The following is a 19,549-nucleotide window of genomic DNA, read 5'->3' as shown; positions in this document are numbered from 1 at the left end:
GATTATAATTCTCATTATTAATTAGATTTATTACTACTTACTGTCTTTTTTGGTCCATAAAAAATTATATTTTTAATAATTATCATTACTACTCATGATAAACGGAAGGCGTTATGTCATTACTTCCTCAACATAGCTACAAAATACTCGGTTTCTCACCACAGATAAGCCCCGCTTACCGACAAAAATTGCTTTCACTTGGTCTATTACCCGGCTCTATCTTTAAGGTGGTGCGTTGTGCTCCTTTCGGTGATCCGATTCAAATCGAAACACATCGAGTGAGTCTTGTATTACGCAAAAAAGATTTAGCGTTACTTAACCTTGACGAAACCACAGCCACCTAACATCACGGATTACTGCACCAGGTCGTTATCTTAAATTTTTATTACTGGTAAACACTATGAAACCATTAACTATCGGTCTAATTGGCAATCCAAACGCAGGTAAGACCACACTGTTTAACCAATTAACAGGGTCTCGCCAACGTGTTGGTAACTGGGCAGGGGTGACTGTCGAAAGAAAGGTTGGGCGCTTTAATACAACGCAACATCATATTGAGTTAGTCGACCTACCGGGGACTTACTCTTTAACAACGATTTCTGAGCAAACATCGCTGGATGAGCAAATCGCGTGCTATTTTATCCTCAGCGGTGAAGCCGATATGCTCATCAACGTCGTAGATGCCTCTAATTTAGAGCGTAATCTCTATCTGACATTACAATTAGTTGAATTAGGCGTGCCCTGTATTGTGGCGCTGAATATGCTGGACATCGCACAAAGCCAACATATTGAAATCGATGTGGAAAAATTACAGCAACAATTAGGCTGCCCTGTTATTCCTTTAGTTTCAACTCGAGCAACGGGCATTGATAAGCTCAAACAAGCTATTGATAATCACCCACAAAATAACATGACAGCCTTGGTTGAGTATCCCACGGCGCTATTACAAGCGGTCGATACATTATCAGAACAAATTTCAGCACAACAATTCAGTCAACAGCAGCGTCGTTGGCTGGCGTTGCAAATTCTTGAAGGTGATATTTATAGTCGCCAACGTGCAAATATTACAGAAGCACAACTACATGCTACTCAGCAAAACTTAAAAAATAGCTTAAATGAAGAACCTGAACTGCTAATAGCGGATGCGCGTTATCAATCCATCGCCGCTATCTGTGAAAAAGCGATAAACAATAGTGCTGCTGAACCTAATCAATTAACTCAGTCACTGGATAAAATTATTTTAAATCGTTGGCTTGGGGTGCCGATTTTCCTATTTGTCATGTATCTGATGTTTGTTCTGGCCATTAATATTGGCGGTGCACTACAACCGTTCTTTGAAGGGGCTTCAGAAGCCATTTTTATTCATGGCATACAATGGATTGGTGATTATTTTAGTTTCCCTGATTGGCTAACAGTATTCCTCGCCCAAGGGATTGGTGGAGGTATTAATACCGTTCTCCCACTCGTACCGCAAATCGGTATGATGTACCTATTTTTATCGGTCTTAGAAGATTCAGGCTATATGGCTCGCGCCGCATTTGTGATGGACAGGTTAATGCAAGCGTTAGGCCTACCCGGTAAATCCTTCGTACCACTGATTGTTGGCTTTGGTTGTAACGTTCCTTCTATTATGGGGGCGCGTACACTGGATGCACCACGTGAACGTTTAATTACCGTGCTCATGGCACCGTTTATGTCCTGTGGTGCACGTTTGGCAATTTTTGCCGTATTTGCGGCGGCATTCTTTGGTAAAAATGGGGCGAGTATTGTTTTTTCACTCTACATTTTGGGGATCGTGGTGGCTATCTTAACGGGTCTCCTGCTCAAACATACACTCATGCGTGGTGAAGCTTCCCCCTTTGTCATGGAACTACCGGTTTATCATGTTCCACACCTTAAAACCTTATTGATCCAAACATGGCAGCGCTTAAAAGGGTTTGTGGTTCGTGCAGGTAAAGTGATCGTTATCGCCAGTATGTTTATTGGTGCCTTGAATAGTTTCTCTTTATCCGGCAAACCCGTTGATAATATTAATGACTCTGCTTTAGCTTCCGTCAGTAAAGTGATCACGCCTGTTTTACAACCGATTGGGGTGCACACAGATAACTGGCAAGCCACAGTGGGCTTAATTACGGGGGCAATGGCAAAAGAGGTCGTTGTGGGGACCTTAAACACCCTGTATACCGCGGAAAGTATTACGGCAGAACCTTTCGATGCTGAGTCATTTGATTTGCTAGCAGAACTTGAAGATGCAGTAGTCGAAACATGGGATAGCTTGAAAGAGACCTTTACCCTAAGTGCCCTTTCAAATCCTATCGAAGCCAGTAAAGGTGATGGCGAAATGGAATCCGGTTCGATGGGAACCATGGCGGCTAAATTTGGTTCTGACATCGCGGCATACAGCTACCTCATCTTTGTGTTGCTGTATGTCCCGTGTGTTTCGGTTATGGGAGCCATTGCGCGAGAAACCAATAAAAGCTGGATGAGCTTCTCGATTTTATGGGGACTCAATGTCGCTTACAGTTTAGCGGCTCTATTTTACCAAACCGCGACATTCAGCCTGCATCCACAAAGTAGCTTAATAACCATTGTTACAGTCATTATATTTAATATGGTGCTCTTTGCCTTATTACGCCGAGCGCGCAGTCGAGTCACTCTGAATTTAGCCAGTGCTACCGCTAAATCATGTTCCGATTGCTCAGGCAAAACGTGTCACTAAGGGGTTAATCATGGTCAGCTTGTTACAAATCAGAGACTTAATTGCACTGTATGGGCAAGCTGACATTGACTTACTCTGTAAACACTCCCATGCGCCTCAACCTATGGTGCAAGCCATGTTGGAAAAGTTAGTCGCGATGGGAAAATTAGAAAAAGTGGATGTTAGTGCTTGTTTAACCAGCACAAGTTGTAAAGGTTGCCCCGAAAGTACCGGCTGTTCACACCCTATCTATAAAATCAAATAACAGATTATTGAGAGAGCAATAATATTTTGGCATTGTCTCTTTTTTAAAGTTTTCATCAAGCTGATCACTAAAATACATCATCTCATTCAATGAAAAAGAGGATGTATTTATGCCACACTTTGATAAACAATTATTTGTAAATCACACCGAAAACTACTTTCGCCAACAGAACCAAACGATCCCACCAGAAGCACAATATAACTTAAGTAAAGGACTTACCGCTTACTTCCTGATCACCTCAGTCAAAAATAAAGGGAATAGTTATATTAACTTATTATCTCATGCTCAAAATTATCTTAAATCTGATGGCAGGTCACAAAGTAAAACGGCTATTTCTCATGAGTTAATGACCGCAAGTATCCAAAAAATACTCGAAACTCAGAAACCATTAGATAAAATAAAACGCTATCAAGAGTACTATTCCTGTTCCGCTAAGATTGAGGGTAAAGCGTTAACCCCCGAACAGTCACTCATAAAACATAAAAGAGCGGATGCGAGTAACCCGCATAATCCATTCGTGCAACACCAACATTTTGAAAAGTATAATGACAGAGTTCATCAATTAGCATATCAATATTTCGTAGCACTAAAATTTAAAGTGCTGCACAACGTTAATAAATTACCCCCCTCTTTAAGCCACATTTTCTTTGAAAAACTGGAAAATAGTGTTGTCGGTAATCTTGCAGAATTGGTTCGAAAGCCTAATGATGCGTTAATACAAGCCTGTCTTAATATCGCCGCAGAGCAAATGCGCTGCCCTAAATTAAAACAGTATGATCAATCGATGAAAGAAAATGGTTTAAACGCAGAAAGCAAGACAACGTTAACCTATTTATTTCAAATCAGCGCTCCCGTAGACATTGAGAATATGCTACGTGAAGACGCCCAGCTTGCCAAAACCAGCCGTAAAGAAACAGGGATACAAATTTTTATCGGTGAAGATACCTTAGCGGGTTATATTCGTAAGGATCCTAAAAAGGATACCCCCCTTTTTACACTCTTTGACCCTAATGTGGGCATCAAGACCTTCAATAACTTAGATACCTTTTTGAATAGCCTAATCACGAAAGCCAAAACCTATAGCCATCAACATGGCCTTTCAATTGACACATTGAAATACAAAAAGTTTTATCACATTCGTCCATCGGTCAACCAACCGCAATCGTTCAATCGGCATGCAACCGCTTTTGAACCTTCTGCTCCTCCATTCCGCTTTGAACCATCGGCTCCCCCAAGCGAGTTAGTGATGAGGGAGTCAAACGCCTCCCATACGCCTGCACCACTGCCCTCTTATGACAGTCTTTTTAGTTCATAACCTGTTTGTTATCGCTAGTCAGTGGTCTTTTGACCACTGCTCCTACGGCTTTATCCTTCTAAACGCGCCAAAAAATCGAGTAAGTATTCACAAAACTCATCTGGATGGGAGATAAATGGCGCATGCGCACTGTGACGCATCACTACGGAAGGGGAGTTGGGATACCTATCATCCAATAAGGCAGCTACCTTGCGTGGCACGAGTCCATCGAGATAACCATAAAGGCGTAAAAACGGAACTGTGAGCTGTTTTAACTCATCGCGTAAATCGACAACGCGCAACATTTCCAATCCGGCATTGAGGGTCTCTACTTTCGGCACAGGCTGATCGGTAACAATGGCTTTAAGTAACCTAGCATCATTACGAGCACTCTCTGTTCCTAATGTTTGTAATGCCAGAAAACGTTCGACTGTGCGCTGAAAATCTGTTGCTAATTGATGTTCAAACCCAACTAATACTTCGGATCTTATTCCCGGCCAATCACTCGCATGAGCTTGAAAGCAGGGAGATGAAGCGACAGTGATTAACCCTTTTATCTGGAATGGATGGTCAAGTGCGATACGACTAGCAACTAGCCCACCGAGAGACCAACCCAGCCAAATAGCGCCTTCGGGGGCATTTTGCCACAGCGTATTGGCCATTGTTTGTAGATCCATCGCCTCAAAACCTTGGCTACGGCCATAACCCGGCATATCAACCAGATGTAAACGAAAATGCGGGGCGATTCGCGGAATAATTGAACGCCATACCTCAGCATTCAACCCCCATCCGTGCAGCAGCACAAGATCTTGAGAACCTTCCCCAATTGTCTCCCAATACAGTTGTGTCATGGTTACACTCTCTTTTTTCACAGGAATATGTCTATGCTAGCAATGCAAGGTGCCTGTTGGCTATGCCAACAGCCATTAAAATTAGCTGACCAAGGAATCTGTTCATTTTGCATAAGGCACTTGCCGTCAATGCCTAATTGCTGCCATCGTTGCGCACTCCCTACCGAACAAGGCAGCATCATGTGTGGCCGCTGTTTGAAGCATCCCCCCGCTTGGCATACATTGATTACGGTAAGCCCATATCAAGCCCCGTTGAGAAAGTTAATCCATCGTTATAAATTTCATCCACAACCTCAGCTGGCTTTTACCCTTGCAAAGATCTATGCCTTACATTGGCTAAATGGCTATCGTCAATCACTTTGGCCTAAACCTGATTTACTGCTGACAATCCCACCACACTCTAAACGCCTGTGGTCTCGTGGGTTTGACCATGTTGCCTTTATTGGCGAATATTTATCCAAATGGTTAAATATCACCTATTCAAGAAATTCATTATTACGCACTCGTGATACACTGACTCAGATAACATTAAAACGTAAATACCGCTACAGTAATCTTAATGGTGCATTTACCCTGACGAGGCCTATAACAGGTCAGCGAGTCGCGATTTTAGATGATGTATTAACGACAGGAGCCACCATGCAAGCCGCTGCACAATTGCTGATTTGTGCGGGTGTACAGACAGTACAGGCTTGGTCCCTGTGTCGCACCTTGTAGAAAGGGGGCAAATGGGCGTATTATAACCAACTAAAGCGGTCAACTATTATTGAGCAAATGATTATGATTAATATTACTGAAGCAGCACAAGCTCATTTTGCCAAATTACTGGAAAATCAAGAGCCTGGAACCCAAATTCGCGTATTTGTCATTAACCCGGGTACACCTTCTGCTGAGTGCGGTGTCTCCTACTGTCCACCAGACGCTGTTGAAGCAACAGACCAAGAGCTGAAATTCGAGCTTTTATCGGCTTATGTTGATGAAATCAGTGCGCCATTCTTAGAAGACGCTGAAATTGATTTCGTGACTGACCAATTAGGTTCACAACTCACACTTAAAGCACCTAATGCAAAAATGCGTAAAGTGGCTGATGATGCACCACTTATCGAACGTGTTGAGTACGTTTTACAATCACAAATTAACCCACAACTGGCTAGCCATGGTGGTCGCGTATCACTGATGGAAATTACCGATGATGGCTTTGCTATTTTACAGTTTGGTGGGGGTTGCAACGGTTGTTCTATGGTCGATGTCACCTTAAAAGAAGGGATTGAAAAAGAACTTCTGAAAATGTTTGAAGGTGAGTTGAAAGGTGTGAAAGACTTGACTGAACACCAACGTGGTGAACACTCATTCTACTAAATGTTCACGCGATTTAACCTGTTTTTACGACACCCGTATTGTACTGCGGGTGTCTCTTATTATTAAACCACCTTTACTATCCGGTATGTTATGGAACAATTTGAGACGCTAACGCCTGCACAGGCATACCAACATTGGGTTGATGGCTCCGCAATATTAGTGGACGTTCGTGATCCACAAAGTTTTCGTGCGGGTCACGCGAGTGGCGCCTATCATTTGACCAATGAAACACTGAGCACCTTCCTAGAACAAACTGATTATGAACAAACTATCATGGTGATGTGCTATCACGGTCATAGTAGCCAAGGCGCTGCACAGTATCTGATTAATATTGGTTTCGAATCCGTTTATAGCATAAACGGTGGTTTCGAAGCTTGGTTAAGGGAATATCCACAAGCCGTCACGGCTCTCTAAGCGAGAACATCCATTCATGATCCACGTTGTTTCATTCGAAAATCCCAGAATGGCTCAGGCTTTTGTCGATTATATGGCAAGCCAACATATTCCATTAAAAATACACACAGTCCCAGAACAGCAACAAGTTGAACTTTGGCTCAATGACGAAGAGCACCTAGCGAAAGTACAACATGAACTCGAGCGTTTTTTGCAAGACCCGACAAATCCACGTTATATCGCAGCAAGTTGGGAAACAGGCACTACAGAAGCAGGGTTTAAATATCGCAATACCCTGACACTCGCGAACTTAAAAGCGCAATCAGGCCCTTTAACCATCGCTGTAATACTCATCTGCATCGGGGTCTATTTTTGGCTAGATATGACTCAACACCTTGATGTATTGCGTTATTTTGCATGGCCAAGAGAAGATCAACAATTTGAGTTGTGGCGCTGGTTTAGCCCTGTATTCGTTCAGTTTTCACTTTCCCAACTCGTTTTTAATCTGGTTTTATGGTGGTATTTAGCCAGTCAGGTTGAACGTCGATTAGGCTTTGGAAAACTGCTCACCATTTTTCTCGTTTCTGCCCTATTCTGTAATTGGGCTCAATCTCTGTACAGTGAGTCTAATTTTGGTGGGTTATCCGGTGTGGTCTATGCTCTTATCAGTTATGCTTGGTTAACGGGTGAGCGTCAACCGGAAAAAGAAGTAAGTGCCCCTCGGGGATTAATGATTTTTGTCATCGTCTGGCTCTTTTTAGGTAACTTAGGTGTTCTAGGTAACGATATCGCCAATGCCTCACATATCTCAGGGTTAATTATCGGATTATTGATGGGAATATGGGATAATAAGCATACTTTTAAACACCAGAGCTCCAGATAGAACATATATAATTAGAGGCTAACACCGTGAAACAGACCCAGAGACATGATGCAATCATTGAACTCGTTCGCCTTCAGGGCTATGTGAGCACTGAGGAGCTTGTCGAACATTTCGAGGTTAGCCCTCAGACGATCCGTCGTGACCTCAATGACCTTGCTGAACAAAACAAAATCCAGCGCCACCATGGTGGTGCCGCGTTGCCTTCTAGCTCTGTCAATACGGCCTACCATGACCGTAAGATTATGTGGTCAAATGAAAAAGCGCGGATTGCACAACGCGTCGCGAGCCAGATCCCTGACGGTGCGACCTTATTTATCGATATCGGTACAACCCCAGAAGCGGTTGCGCATGCGTTAGTGAATCATAAAAACCTCCGAGTCGTGACGAATAATTTGAATGTCGCAACACTCCTCATGCCAAAAGAAGATTTTCGTTTGATTTTAGCAGGCGGCGAGGTGCGTTCACGAGATGGTGGTATTGTAGGTGAAGCGACTCTAGACTTTATTTCCCAATTTAGGCTGGATTACGGCATCTTAGGCATCAGTGGAATTGATATGGATGGCTCATTACTTGAGTTTGACTATCATGAGGTGCGCACTAAACGTGCCATTATTGAAAATTCACGCTGTGTCATGTTAGTGACAGACCATTCAAAATTTGGCCGTAATGCGATGGTCAACCTTGGTAACATGAACCTTATCGACTACTTATTTACCGATAAACTCCCCCCCGACAGTATTCAAAAAGTCATTGAGCAACACAATGTACAACTAGAACTGTGCTAAATCACGCCTCCAGATGGTGGCTTAAGCGACCATCTGAGGTTGTTGACAAAGTGGGATAAAAGCGTAGTTTTTCCCGCTTTGTGTTATCAGCCGAAAATCAATAAATTGATTTTCTCGTTTATTTTCAAAACCTATTCGACTTGCCGCCAAACATAATAGGTTTGTCAGCAGTCTGCATCTCTCTGAACCTTTTTGGAATCTCTGTCGCCTTTCAAGCGACTTATTCTTTGCCTCTCATACGATTACTCACCCAATGACGACCTTTCGTTAATGCTCGAACATGTTCATTTTGTAAAAATAAACACACTATTATTATGGTTAATGAGACTGTTTTGTTATCTTTATCACGCAGTTGTTGTTTTTTATTGGTTAGTAGTTGGCATATTAGCCAATTTTGATTACAATCAAATGAGCGAAAACGAACATTATAGAACTTGTTTCGAACATCTCAGGGGGATGCATGGAAACTAAAGACTTGATTGTAATCGGCGGCGGTATCAACGGCGCTGGTATCGCGGCAGATGCCGCTGGCCGTGGACTATCTGTATTGCTGCTTGAGGCTCAAGACTTAGCCAGTGCGACATCATCTGCGAGTTCAAAACTGATCCACGGTGGTTTACGTTATCTTGAGCATTACGAATTCCGCCTCGTCAGCGAAGCATTAGCTGAGCGTGAAGTATTATTAAAACTTGCGCCACATATCGCATTTCCAATGCGCTTCCGTCTGCCGCACCAACCTCATCTACGTCCAGCTTGGATGATCCGTATCGGTTTGTTCTTGTATGACCATTTAGGCAAACGTACCAGTTTACCGGGTAGTAAAGGATTGAAGTTTGGTCAAAATTCAGTGCTCAAACCTGAACTCAATAAAGGTTTCGAATATTCTGACTGCTGGGTCGATGATGCGCGTTTAGTTGTACTAAACGCTCAAGAAGTGGTACGTAAAAAAGGTGAAGTTCGTACGCGGACAAAAGTAACTAAAGCCTACCGTGAAAACGGCCTATGGGTTGTTGAGGCAGAAGACCTTCTGACTGGCACAAAAGAAACATGGCGAGCTAAAGGCTTAGTTAACGCGACAGGCCCATGGGTGAAAGAATTTTTTGACGATGGTTTGAAACTGAAATCACCTTATGGCATTCGCCTTATTAAAGGTAGCCATATTGTCGTACCACGTGCGCATGACGAGCCTCAAGCCTATATTTTACAAAATGAAGACAATCGTATTGTTTTCGTGATCCCTTGGATGGATGAATTCTCCATTATCGGTACGACCGATGTCGAATATAAAGGGGATCCAAAAGATGTGCGCATTGATGACAATGAAGTCGCTTATCTACTGAAAGTCTATAATGACCACTTCAAAAAACAGTTAAGCAAAGATGATATCGTATGGGATTACTCAGGCGTTCGCCCATTATGTGACGATGAGTCTGACTCTCCACAAGCCATTACTCGTGATTACACATTAGATATTCACGATGAAAATGGCCAAGCGCCATTGCTCTCTGTCTTTGGTGGTAAATTAACAACTTACCGTAAGTTAGCAGAAGCAGCGGTTGGAAAACTGGCGCCTTATTATCCAAACGCAGGTGCTGCATGGACTAAAAATGGTGTCTTGCCTGGTGGCGACATTGAAGGTTGTGATCGTGATGGTTACGCACGCTTACTCCGTCAACGTTATGATTGGTTACCTGAAGGCCTTGCACTACGTTTTGCGAGAACTTACGGCAGCCAAAGCAAACTCATCTTAGAGGGTGCAAACTCACTCACTGACCTAGGTGAAGCCTTTGGCCATAACCTGTATGAAGCAGAACTACGTTACTTAGTCGAGCATGAGTGGGTAACTGAATTAGATGATGCCATCTGGCGTCGTACCAAATTGGGCATGTGGCTGAATGAAAGTGAAAAACAGCGCATCGCACAATGGCTGGCAGAGCAAATGAAAGCGGCTCAACCAGTCACAATTGCGTCATAAGAAACAATTGTAAAAATCTCGTTGGCAATGCAGTCAAAGCCGGTCAGTTTATCACTGACCGGCTTTTTCTTTTTTATGTCGTGAATGTCATTGTATTTTATCAGTTGCTTAAAGCTATTTAGTCTGATTAAATAATGACGTTGCTTTCCTTCAACCTCACTAAAGGTATTCCCCGACGATGATTTGAGATCTGCCAGAAAATGCTTACAGATACCTTAACGGTATAACTTTTTCTGATTTTGGCAGACAATAATCGCTCAGCCCCTCATTTCGTGAAATGAACGCACTATGTTGTATTGTCTGCCCCCTGTACTCAGGAGGTACACATGACTGTTGCTTGTCATTTCTCACAACTCAATATCGAATTTAACCAAAATGCGCTGTTTTCTCCTCTGAGCGGAACCTTGCAGTGCCAACAAAATGCACTCATTGGGAATAATGGCAAAGGAAAATCCGTATTAATGCGCCTGCTTGCCCAACAAATGATACCCACAACAGGTCATATCAATTGGATGATGCCTTTTATTCATGTAGAGCAGTTGACTCGCCTTGAAGGGAATTCTATTGCGGATGCTTTAGGCGTTAGTGCATTAGTCGATGCATTCACACGCGTCGATACAGGGAATGCGACGATGGAAGATTTTGAGCTATTAGAAGATAAATGGCACCTACCCGCTGAGTGGCAAAGCTTGTTAGACTCGGCCAAATTGCCCATTATGGTAGATGAGCCTATTAATCATCTTAGTGGTGGTGAACGCACACGCCTAGCGCTATGTCGTGCCTTCCTCCATAAAAATCATTTCTTACTCTTAGATGAACCCGATAACCATCTTGATCATGAAGGGCGTCAATGGTTAAGCAACAAGCTAGCTGAACATAAGGCTGGGTCTTTAGTGATCACCCATAGCCGCTCGTTACTGGGGCAGATGCAAACCATCTTTGAATTAACGGATAAAGGCCTACATGAGTACGGGGGGGATTTTGCGCTTTATGAGCAGCAAAAACAGTTTGCCATGGCCGCGATTGAAGCCAAAACAGAGCGACTCGATCACCAAATCCGCCAAGAAAAACGTCAACAGCACCTCACGATACAAAAAGCGGAACAGCGTCGTAAACAAGGTGAGAAGATTCGTTATAGCGGTTCCCAATCTCTGCTGTTATTGGATATGAAAACCAATCGTGCACAGAAAAGGCAATCCAATGTCGCTGAACGGCACCAACGTGTCATGAGTGATTTGCAAGGGCAATTACAGGAAACCCAAGATAAACAAATTCATAGCAAGCAACAAAAGATGACCCTAAATTACCAACCTGATGGCAGCAAAGTCACCCTTTTTGCTTCCCAATTGCAATTACCTTATGGGCATACCACGCCACTTTCCTTCACGGCCTATACGGGAGAACATTGGCACATTAAAGGACGCAACGGCAGTGGGAAATCGACCTTATTAAAAATATTATCAGGAGAAATACGAGCCATATCAGGTGAATATCGAATCAATCCTGCATTTTGCTATCTTGATCAACATCTTAATTTATTGAATAAAGATTTACCCGCCGCCGAAGCGCTGCATAATTATCAACCTGCATTTACCATTGAACAATGGCGAACGCAATTGGGTATGTTAAGGATCAGAGGTGATAAATCACTGCAACCTATAAAGCATCTCAGTGGTGGTGAACAGCTAAAAACAACACTATTGGCTCTAACACATAGCCCTACTCCACCAGCCGTATTACTACTCGATGAACCGGATAACCATCTCGATTTAGATTCAAAGAACTTATTAGAGGGATTGCTCAGTGATTACAAGGGAACCTTATTTTTGGTGTCCCATGATGACACCTTTGTCGAGAACTGTGGGATCACAAATGAATTCGTGCTCTCAGATTAATAAGCTTATAGGCTGCCAACGGGCAGCCTATAAGCTTGTGGTTACTTAATGAATGTTTGTTTAACTCTTTCAGACACTAAAAAATAAGGTATCCAAATCAAACAATAAAAACTGCTATTTGCCACATTCATAATATAGCTATATTTAATTTCCAAACCAAAAACGCTAGGAAAGATAAAACGCGAGCCAATAATCATTACGATATAAAATAGCATAGAAATAATGAAAAGCAGCTTTGCACTTTTCCGCCATTTTAACGCGGCAATAAAAGTCCACAACAACAAGACAATCAATATGCCATGACTCATTTGTAGCAAATAAAAGGCCGTTGAAAATCCGCTGACATAAAAATCAGAATTGACATTAGTCGCAAGATGCCAAGCTAATTTGACTTGATTAATATCGAACAGCATCATCATGATGGTTTGATACAGCATATAAAACAAACCTATCGTAGGAAAAATAAGCCATCCACCAATTCCCTGAAGTGGTGCTTTCTGAGGAGCCGTTGAAGTCGCCGGCTGATTTACATCCATCTTATTAATAACCTTATTTCTTTTTATGACTTAGCGCTGTTTCTAGATATGATTTTAAGACCAGTGCCTGATTATGCTGCTTATCTTTAGCACTATACAGTAATGTCAGATTACCTTGCTGAGCTTTTTCGACCAGTGGGATCCATGCCGATGGATTATCATTCAGTTCCTGCTGATATCTTTCAACGAATTTATCAAACTGATCGGTGTTTTGATGAAACCACTTTCGCAGCTCATTAGACGGAGCCACTTCTTTTTTCCATTCATCATATTGCAAATCTGTTTTTTTAATTCCTCTTGGCCATAATCGGTCAATCAGCACACGATAACCATCGCTTGGTGAGACAGCATCATAAACTCTTTTACAGTCAATCATGCACCCTCTCGTTAGTCACTTTAATATTGACTGATGATTTAATTCACAAAGGTATTTTTTACCCTAACAGATTTCAAAAAATAAGGGATCCAAATAGCGCAGGCACTCATCGCACGAATAATATTTCTGGTGTCATCGTCATCGACAGGAACGGAAAGAAGCTCTTTCACAAGAATAACATCGGCAATGACTAAGACTAAAGAAAAGACATAAAAGAAAATAATGACTTTTATCGTTAATTTCTTTTTAGTAAAAAAGAGATAACATAAAAATAACAATGTTCCATAAACAATTATGTTACCCAGTACTTCAAAATAGATAAGCTCTTTGAACATTGGCATAAAAGAAGGAGAAAGAGGATCCGTTAAAAGTCCCCAATATTCAAATGTTGCCGCATATGAACGCCAAAATGTATAAGGGAGATAAAAAAGAGAAATAATGATCCCCAACATTGGTAATATCAACCACCCACCAAAGCCCGCGGGTTTAAGTTCCCTGTTATCGTTTAAAGACGAATTAGGCGTATTTTGACTCAATACCTTATGATCATCGCGTTGTGTAGAGCGTTCTTCTAATTCATTCATCATCACATCCTTGCTTTTCATTTATAGACAACAAAAGCAGCTGAAGCGTAACTCATATTTGATTTAAATCTAACTCTTTTTTGCTAAGAGATCACCTTTGAAATTCAAATTTAAAATGCCAAAATGGTTTTGAATAATAAATGCAGCTTGCCTCCCTACATATGACAAAAATGACACCGATAAGGCCTATGTGATGCAAAAAATAACCACCCAACTACGTTTGCCTTCCCATTTTCGGGCAGATGATTTTTTTGCCTTCCATTTACGGGACCAACACAATATTGCAGAAATTGTTGAGGGAAACTTATTACGTAAAGGCATACTGTGGGGTCGCTCCCCTGCTCAGCTGCTCATTGCTATTGATGGCAATCAAGCCACGATGAGTCTTGAAATAGATAAGGGGGAAACGCAACCTTGCGAACAAAAATTGGTTGAGATAGGCAAGCACATGCTTGGATTACAACAAGCGGTCGAACAATTTGAAGCACAATATTTATCTCATCCCATTCTTGGTAAATTAATTCAACAACAGCAAGGCCTGCGCATCTATCAATCGACTAGCCCATTTGAAGCTTTAATTTGGGCTATTATCGGTCAGCAAATTAGTGTTACCGCGGCAATCGCAATACGCCGGCGTTTTATTCAAGCCACAGGGTCTAGGCATTCATCTGGAATTTGGTGTTTTCCAGATGCACAACAAGTGACTGCGGTCGATGATCTGACACTACGGCAGACAGGGCTTTCGGCCAGTAAATTGACGGCGCTCAGAGCCCTATGTGCAGCGCTCTTAAATCATCACATCGACCTCACATCACCAATCAACGCTGAAGAGGTACAAAAATTATCCAGCCAACTGGTTAGCCTAAAAGGTATTGGCCCATGGACGGTAAGTTATGCCTTGTTACGTGGTTTTAATTATCTTGATGGCTCGTTGCATGGCGATGTTGCTGTTCGGCGCAACTTGCAATCACTACTTGGTATGGAAACGCAACCTACAGCGAAAGAAACTGAAAAATGGCTTGAGGAGTTCACTCCATGGCGTGCTTTAGTGGCAGCACACTTATGGCGTAGCCAATCTGCGGCAGGATATTAATGGCCTATAAATACCAACCAACCGGCTAAGGTTGGTTGGCTTAAACGGTCAATCTAACAGCAAAGCGATAGATGAATTAACGTATCCAGTTTGTCTTCGCGAGTTCAACAACTTCATCACCACGACCGCTTAAAATCGCCTTCAGCATATACAAACTAAAGCCTTTAGCTTCTTGCAGATTAATGGTTGGTGGCATAGAGAGCTCTTGTTTTGCAGTCACCACATCGACCACAACAGGGCCATCATGTGCAAATGCTTCTTTCAATGCCGCATCCACGTCTTCGCTTTTCTCAACACGAATTCCTTTGATACCGGCGGCGTTAGCCACAGCAGCAAAGTTAGGATTATGGAGGTCTGTACCTTCAGTTAAGAAGCCACCGACTTTCATCTCCATCGCAACAAAGCCCAAAACACTATTATTCAGAACGATCACTTTTACCGGTAAATTCATTTGCGCTAGCGATAACAGATCCCCCATCAACATACTAAAGCCACCGTCACCACTCATTGTAATGACCTGACGAGTTTTATCGACGGATTGGATCCCCATTGCCTGTGGCATTGCATTCGCCATTGAGCCATGGTTGAACGAACCAATTAAACGGCGCTTACCGTTCATTTTTAAATAACGAGCAGCCCAAACCGTTGGTGTACCGACGTCACACGTGAATACAGCATCATCATTTGCAAGTGCACTGATTCGACTAGCCAAATACTGTGGATGAATCACATCTTCATGCCCCGGTTTCGCTAGATCATCAAGGCCTTTACGAGCTTCTTGATAATGTTTTAATGCGCTATCTAAATGGTGGCGATCTTGTTTCACTGTTAAATGCGGCTGTAAGGCTGTCAAAGTCGCTTTAATATCACCGATCAATCCCATATCAATATGGCAATGAGAGCCTAAGCTGCCCGCATTGATATCGATCTGAATAATTTTAGCCCCTTGTGGGTAGAATGCGCGGTATGGAAATTGAGTGCCGAGTAAGACAACGGTATCCGCATTCATCATCGCATGGTAACCCGATGAGAAGCCAATGAGTCCTGTCATCCCAACGCTATATGGGTTATCCCATTCAATATGCTCTTTACCTCGCAAGGCATGTACGACAGGTGCCTTTAATGTTTCTGCGAGTTTAACCACTTCATCGTGTGCCCCTGCACATCCCGCACCACAGAATAGTGTAATATTTTCTGATTGATTCAGTGCATCCGCTAATTTAGCTATTTCAGACGTTTGTGGCATGATCAACGGAGCTTGCGGCTGATACCATGTATCATTAGCGGTTTCTGGTGCGTCACGTAACGCGATATCACCAGGCAATACAATCACAGACACACCTTTTTCCAGAATTGCTTTACGCATAGCAATGCCAAGCACTTGGGGAAGCTGCTCAGGGTTAGAGATCATCTCACAGTAGTGGCTACATTCACGGAATAACTCTGTTGGGTGTGTTTCCTGAAAATAGTTGCTACCAATTTCGCTTGATGGGATATGTGCCGCAATTGCCAATACAGGTACACGGTTACGATGGCAATCATACAAACCATTAATCAGGTGCATATTACCGGGTCCACATGAACCTGCACAAACTGTAAGGTTACCAGTCATTTGTGCTTCAGCACCCGCTGCAAATGCCGCAACCTCTTCGTGACGAGTGCCTAACCATTCAATTGTGCCAAGACGGCGTAAGCTATCACTTAAACCATTCAGTGAATCACCAGTAACGCCCCAAATACGCTTAACACCTGCATTTTCTAGGACCTTCGCGACATAGGATGCAACAGTCTGTTTTTTCATAATGGCACTCTTTTAAGTCAGATTAAGTTAAAATCACTCACAACAAGTCAAAATCATGCTCGCTGTGACACTTCATCATTATTAAACCAATGTATATTTACTTAACTTAGTGTAACTAATTAAATCTGCTGTTCATACCAGCGAAAACCCATCGCTAGTAAGAACAGGATAATCATCCACTAATATCAAAAGAAGAGTCTGGATACAGAATAAATTAAATATAGCGAAAAGATGAAATAACAAAAATAAACCGCATTAACAATAACTTAACAACAAATCGAAATAAGATTATATAAGGTTCCTATTGGCTATCATCACGAATTGAAAACAGCCCCTTAGTCATCCTAAAAATAAAATGCCCCTTCACTTTTCATTTTGCTGGGAATTATTGAAACATGAATATTATCGACGATTGCCACAATGGTCATGATACTGCAATATTCCAGCAATATTCATTCAACTTAATGTAGAATAAGCAGACTGATAATATATAAGCTGAATCATTCAGGGTGGTCAAAAGGACCACTCACTGTGACACAAATAGAAAGAACAGCTAGTCACGCTTTTTATCTTTATACCATTTTCCTATCAGCTCATTATTCAACGCAATAACCTGCCAAATAATCAGATAACCCTGAAGGTATTTTAACGGGCTTTTGTTTTCAACACAGAATGATTGATGTCGGCTTATCTCAGGATTTTATTATCTGCAAATGGAAGGCGAAAAACCGTATATAACAAAGTCGAATTCACACTTATTTTTTCTTTAAAAAACAACAGCATAAATACCACCCCTAATTAAGCACTCATTGCGAGATTAAAAAGTCAATAACGCCACAAAAAGTAGCATAAAAGACTAACGTTTTACATTTATTCGATATTATTGTATTATTAGTCGCTATGTAAGGTTACCTAAAGGTACATGTTTTGCTTTATTTAAAAAATACACAACAACAAAATAACTCACTATTCTTTCCGCTTCTTCGTTCGTCTCTTCACAATTATTAGCGGTGATTTTCCCCTAATTGTCTTAGTAATCGGATATAACACGCTATTCATATTGATGATTTCTACAGGTGATTAATAAAATATTTATGCATTCTATAGATAACGACTATTCTAATATAACAGTCTCTCTGTTTATCTTACCCAAGTTAGCTGTAGAGATATGGACGCCACACACATCATGAATGCAGTTCCTTATGTTCCGAGATTCAGATAAGAGGATGGTTCCATGAAATTCAGAAAGAAAAAAGAAAAACCATTAAATATTAATGATATTACTATCATTGATGATGGGAAATTGAAAAAAGCCATTACAGCGGCTTCGCTGGGTAATGCGATGGAGTGGTTTGATTTTGGTGTATATGGCTTCTTAGCTTATGTACTTGGTCAAGTTTTCTTCCCTGGCGCATCACCGAGCGTTCAGATGATTGCCGCATTGGCAACGTTTTCCGTGCCTTTTCTCGTTAGGCCTTTAGGCGGTGTTGTTTTCGGGATCTTAGGTGATAAATACGGCCGACAAAAAGTCTTGGCGATCACCATTATTATTATGTCGATCAGTACGTTCGCGATTGGTTTGATCCCATCCTATGAAAGTATTGGTATTTGGGCTCCCATTCTGCTGCTGTTAGCGAAACTCGCTCAAGGCTTCTCCGTTGGTGGAGAATATTCAGGTGCAGCCATCTTTGTTGCCGAATATTCACCCGACCGAAAACGCGGCTTTATGGGAAGTTGGTTAGACTTTGGTTCTATTGCTGGCTTCGTATTAGGGGCTGGTGTCGTCGTCCTGATTTCGAGCATTGTCGGAGAAGAAAATTTTCATGATTGGGGTTGGAGAATTCCATTCTTCTTAGCATTGCCACTGGGTATCATTGGGTTATATTTGCGTCATGCGCTTGAAGAGACGCCAGCATTCCAACAACATGTTGAAACACTGGAAAAACAAGATAAAGCCAATATTCAAAACCCACCAAAAGTGTCTTTCCGTGAAGTGGTAACAAAGTACTGGAAGAGCTTAATGATCTGTGTGGGGCTGGTTATCGCAACTAACGTGACTTACTATATGTTGCTGACCTATATGCCAAGTTACTTATCGCATAACATGAATTATTCAGCTGACCATGGTGTGCTTATCATTATTGCAATTATGATTGGTATGTTATTTGTTCAGCCTATTATTGGCTTAACCAGCGATAAAATAGGTCGTCGCCCATTTGTGATAGCGGGAAGCTTAGGCCTGATTATTTTAGCCTATCCGGCCTTTATGCTGATTGACAGCGGTTCTGTGGGTTTGATCTTCGTTGGTTTACTGATTTTAGCCGTTTTACTTAATTGTTTTACTGGCGTGATGGCGTCTATTTTACCCGCCATTTTCCCAACTCATATTCGTTACAGTGCTCTCGCGATCGCATTTAATATCTCGGTATTGATTGCCGGTGCGACACCAACCGTCGCGGCTTGGTTAGTTGAATCCACCAACAACCTGTATATGCCAGCCTTTTATTTGATGGTTATCGCGCTGATAGGCTTGTACACTGGGATTAAAATGCCAGAAACAGCAAATAAACCACTAAGAGGCGCGACACCGGCTGCATCAGATAAGGCTGAAGCAAAAGAAATCTTAAGTGAGCACTATGACAATATTGAACAGAAGGTTGAAGATATTGAACAACAGATTGCAGAACTTGAGAAAAAACGCCAATCGTTAATTAATCAGCACCCTAAATTAGACTAAGTCTATGTAAGGCAAAGGAGCAGA

Annotated in this window: 18 protein-coding genes; 13 read left to right on the top strand and 5 right to left on the bottom strand. The window is 42.0% G+C overall.

The features are described 5' to 3' along the window. The first annotated feature begins 113 nt into the window (after positions 1-113). The 4 genes from feoA (at position 114) to P2E05_RS01055 (ending at position 4,278) form a co-directional block, all read left to right on the top strand. Positions 114-344, top strand: a complete 231-nt coding sequence (feoA, locus tag P2E05_RS01070; protein ID WP_154622219.1) for a ferrous iron transporter A — start codon at positions 114-116, stop codon at positions 342-344. A 56-nt stretch (positions 345-400) separates the two neighbouring features. Further along, positions 401-2,719, top strand: a complete 2,319-nt coding sequence (feoB, locus tag P2E05_RS01065; protein WP_154622220.1) for a Fe(2+) transporter permease subunit FeoB — start codon at positions 401-403, stop codon at positions 2,717-2,719. A gap of 10 nt (positions 2,720-2,729) precedes the next feature. Next, positions 2,730-2,963 (top strand): FeoC-like transcriptional regulator, encoded by a 234-nt coding sequence (locus P2E05_RS01060; RefSeq protein WP_154622221.1) that lies wholly within the window; start codon positions 2,730-2,732, stop codon positions 2,961-2,963. Positions 2,964-3,072: 109 nt separating this feature from the next. After that, a complete protein-coding gene (locus P2E05_RS01055) occupies positions 3,073-4,278 on the top strand; it encodes a hypothetical protein (RefSeq protein WP_249999669.1) in 1,206 nt (401 codons plus the stop codon). A 50-nt stretch (positions 4,279-4,328) separates the two neighbouring features. Here the strand turns inward: P2E05_RS01055 and bioH are convergent, their stop codons facing one another. Next, complete coding sequence (gene bioH / locus P2E05_RS01050; protein WP_154622223.1) at positions 4,329-5,108, bottom strand: pimeloyl-ACP methyl ester esterase BioH; 780 nt, start codon at positions 5,106-5,108, stop codon at positions 4,329-4,331. 33 nt (positions 5,109-5,141) lie between these two features. Between bioH and P2E05_RS01045 the strand changes: the two genes are divergently transcribed. The 7 genes from P2E05_RS01045 (at position 5,142) to P2E05_RS01015 (ending at position 12,398) form a co-directional block, all read left to right on the top strand. Continuing rightward, entirely contained in the window at positions 5,142-5,825 is a 684-nt protein-coding gene (locus P2E05_RS01045; RefSeq protein WP_154622224.1) for a phosphoribosyltransferase family protein, read from the top strand. A 63-nt stretch (positions 5,826-5,888) separates the two neighbouring features. Then, complete coding sequence (gene nfuA / locus P2E05_RS01040; protein ID WP_154622225.1) at positions 5,889-6,467, top strand: Fe-S biogenesis protein NfuA; 579 nt, start codon at positions 5,889-5,891, stop codon at positions 6,465-6,467. 90 nt (positions 6,468-6,557) lie between these two features. Next, positions 6,558-6,881 carry a thiosulfate sulfurtransferase GlpE gene (gene glpE, locus P2E05_RS01035; protein WP_154622226.1) on the top strand — a complete coding sequence of 108 codons (324 nt, stop codon included), beginning with the start codon at positions 6,558-6,560 and terminating at the stop codon, positions 6,879-6,881. 16 nt (positions 6,882-6,897) lie between these two features. Then, positions 6,898-7,743: a rhomboid family intramembrane serine protease GlpG gene (gene glpG / locus P2E05_RS01030; protein WP_249999667.1), complete on the top strand. Its 846-nt coding sequence runs from the start codon at positions 6,898-6,900 to the stop codon at positions 7,741-7,743. A 26-nt stretch (positions 7,744-7,769) separates the two neighbouring features. Beyond that, on the top strand, positions 7,770-8,528 hold the full coding sequence (locus P2E05_RS01025; RefSeq protein ID WP_163860523.1) for a DeoR/GlpR family transcriptional regulator: 759 nt from the start codon (positions 7,770-7,772) through the stop codon (positions 8,526-8,528). A 460-nt stretch (positions 8,529-8,988) separates the two neighbouring features. Beyond that, positions 8,989-10,503, top strand: coding sequence for a glycerol-3-phosphate dehydrogenase (gene glpD, locus P2E05_RS01020; protein ID WP_154622228.1), 1,515 nt, complete (start codon positions 8,989-8,991; stop codon positions 10,501-10,503). A 326-nt stretch (positions 10,504-10,829) separates the two neighbouring features. Further along, positions 10,830-12,398: an ATP-binding cassette domain-containing protein gene (locus tag P2E05_RS01015; RefSeq protein ID WP_249999665.1), complete on the top strand. Its 1,569-nt coding sequence runs from the start codon at positions 10,830-10,832 to the stop codon at positions 12,396-12,398. Between the two features lie 41 nt (positions 12,399-12,439). On the opposite strand, the gene P2E05_RS01010 is transcribed toward P2E05_RS01015, so the two are convergent. From P2E05_RS01010 to P2E05_RS01000, 3 genes are read right to left on the bottom strand one after another with little or no spacing between them, the layout of a single operon-like run. Next, positions 12,440-12,934, bottom strand: coding sequence for a DUF2569 domain-containing protein (locus tag P2E05_RS01010; RefSeq protein WP_154622230.1), 495 nt, complete (start codon positions 12,932-12,934; stop codon positions 12,440-12,442). A 13-nt stretch (positions 12,935-12,947) separates the two neighbouring features. Then, on the bottom strand, positions 12,948-13,310 hold the full coding sequence (locus P2E05_RS01005) for a DUF488 domain-containing protein (RefSeq protein WP_154622231.1): 363 nt from the start codon (positions 13,308-13,310) through the stop codon (positions 12,948-12,950). Positions 13,311-13,348: 38 nt separating this feature from the next. Further along, positions 13,349-13,894, bottom strand: a complete 546-nt coding sequence (locus P2E05_RS01000; protein WP_276122979.1) for a DUF2569 domain-containing protein — start codon at positions 13,892-13,894, stop codon at positions 13,349-13,351. A gap of 193 nt (positions 13,895-14,087) precedes the next feature. Here P2E05_RS01000 and P2E05_RS00995 point away from each other — a divergent pair, with 193 nt between their 5' ends. Continuing rightward, positions 14,088-14,987 (top strand): DNA-3-methyladenine glycosylase family protein, encoded by a 900-nt coding sequence (locus tag P2E05_RS00995; RefSeq protein WP_276122978.1) that lies wholly within the window; start codon positions 14,088-14,090, stop codon positions 14,985-14,987. A gap of 76 nt (positions 14,988-15,063) precedes the next feature. Here the strand turns inward: P2E05_RS00995 and poxB are convergent, their stop codons facing one another. After that, complete coding sequence (gene poxB / locus P2E05_RS00990; RefSeq protein WP_154622234.1) at positions 15,064-16,788, bottom strand: ubiquinone-dependent pyruvate dehydrogenase; 1,725 nt, start codon at positions 16,786-16,788, stop codon at positions 15,064-15,066. A 1,234-nt stretch (positions 16,789-18,022) separates the two neighbouring features. Between poxB and proP the strand changes: the two genes are divergently transcribed. After that, positions 18,023-19,525 (top strand): glycine betaine/L-proline transporter ProP, encoded by a 1,503-nt coding sequence (gene proP / locus P2E05_RS00985; protein WP_163860519.1) that lies wholly within the window; start codon positions 18,023-18,025, stop codon positions 19,523-19,525. Positions 19,526-19,549 lie beyond the last annotated feature (24 nt).

Origin of the sequence: Providencia stuartii, assembly GCF_029277985.1 — a bacterium.
GTDB lineage: Bacteria > Pseudomonadota > Gammaproteobacteria > Enterobacterales > Enterobacteriaceae > Providencia > Providencia zhejiangensis.
Note: the sequence above shows the minus strand (reverse complement) of the source record. Positions and strands in the feature narration are given on the sequence as shown.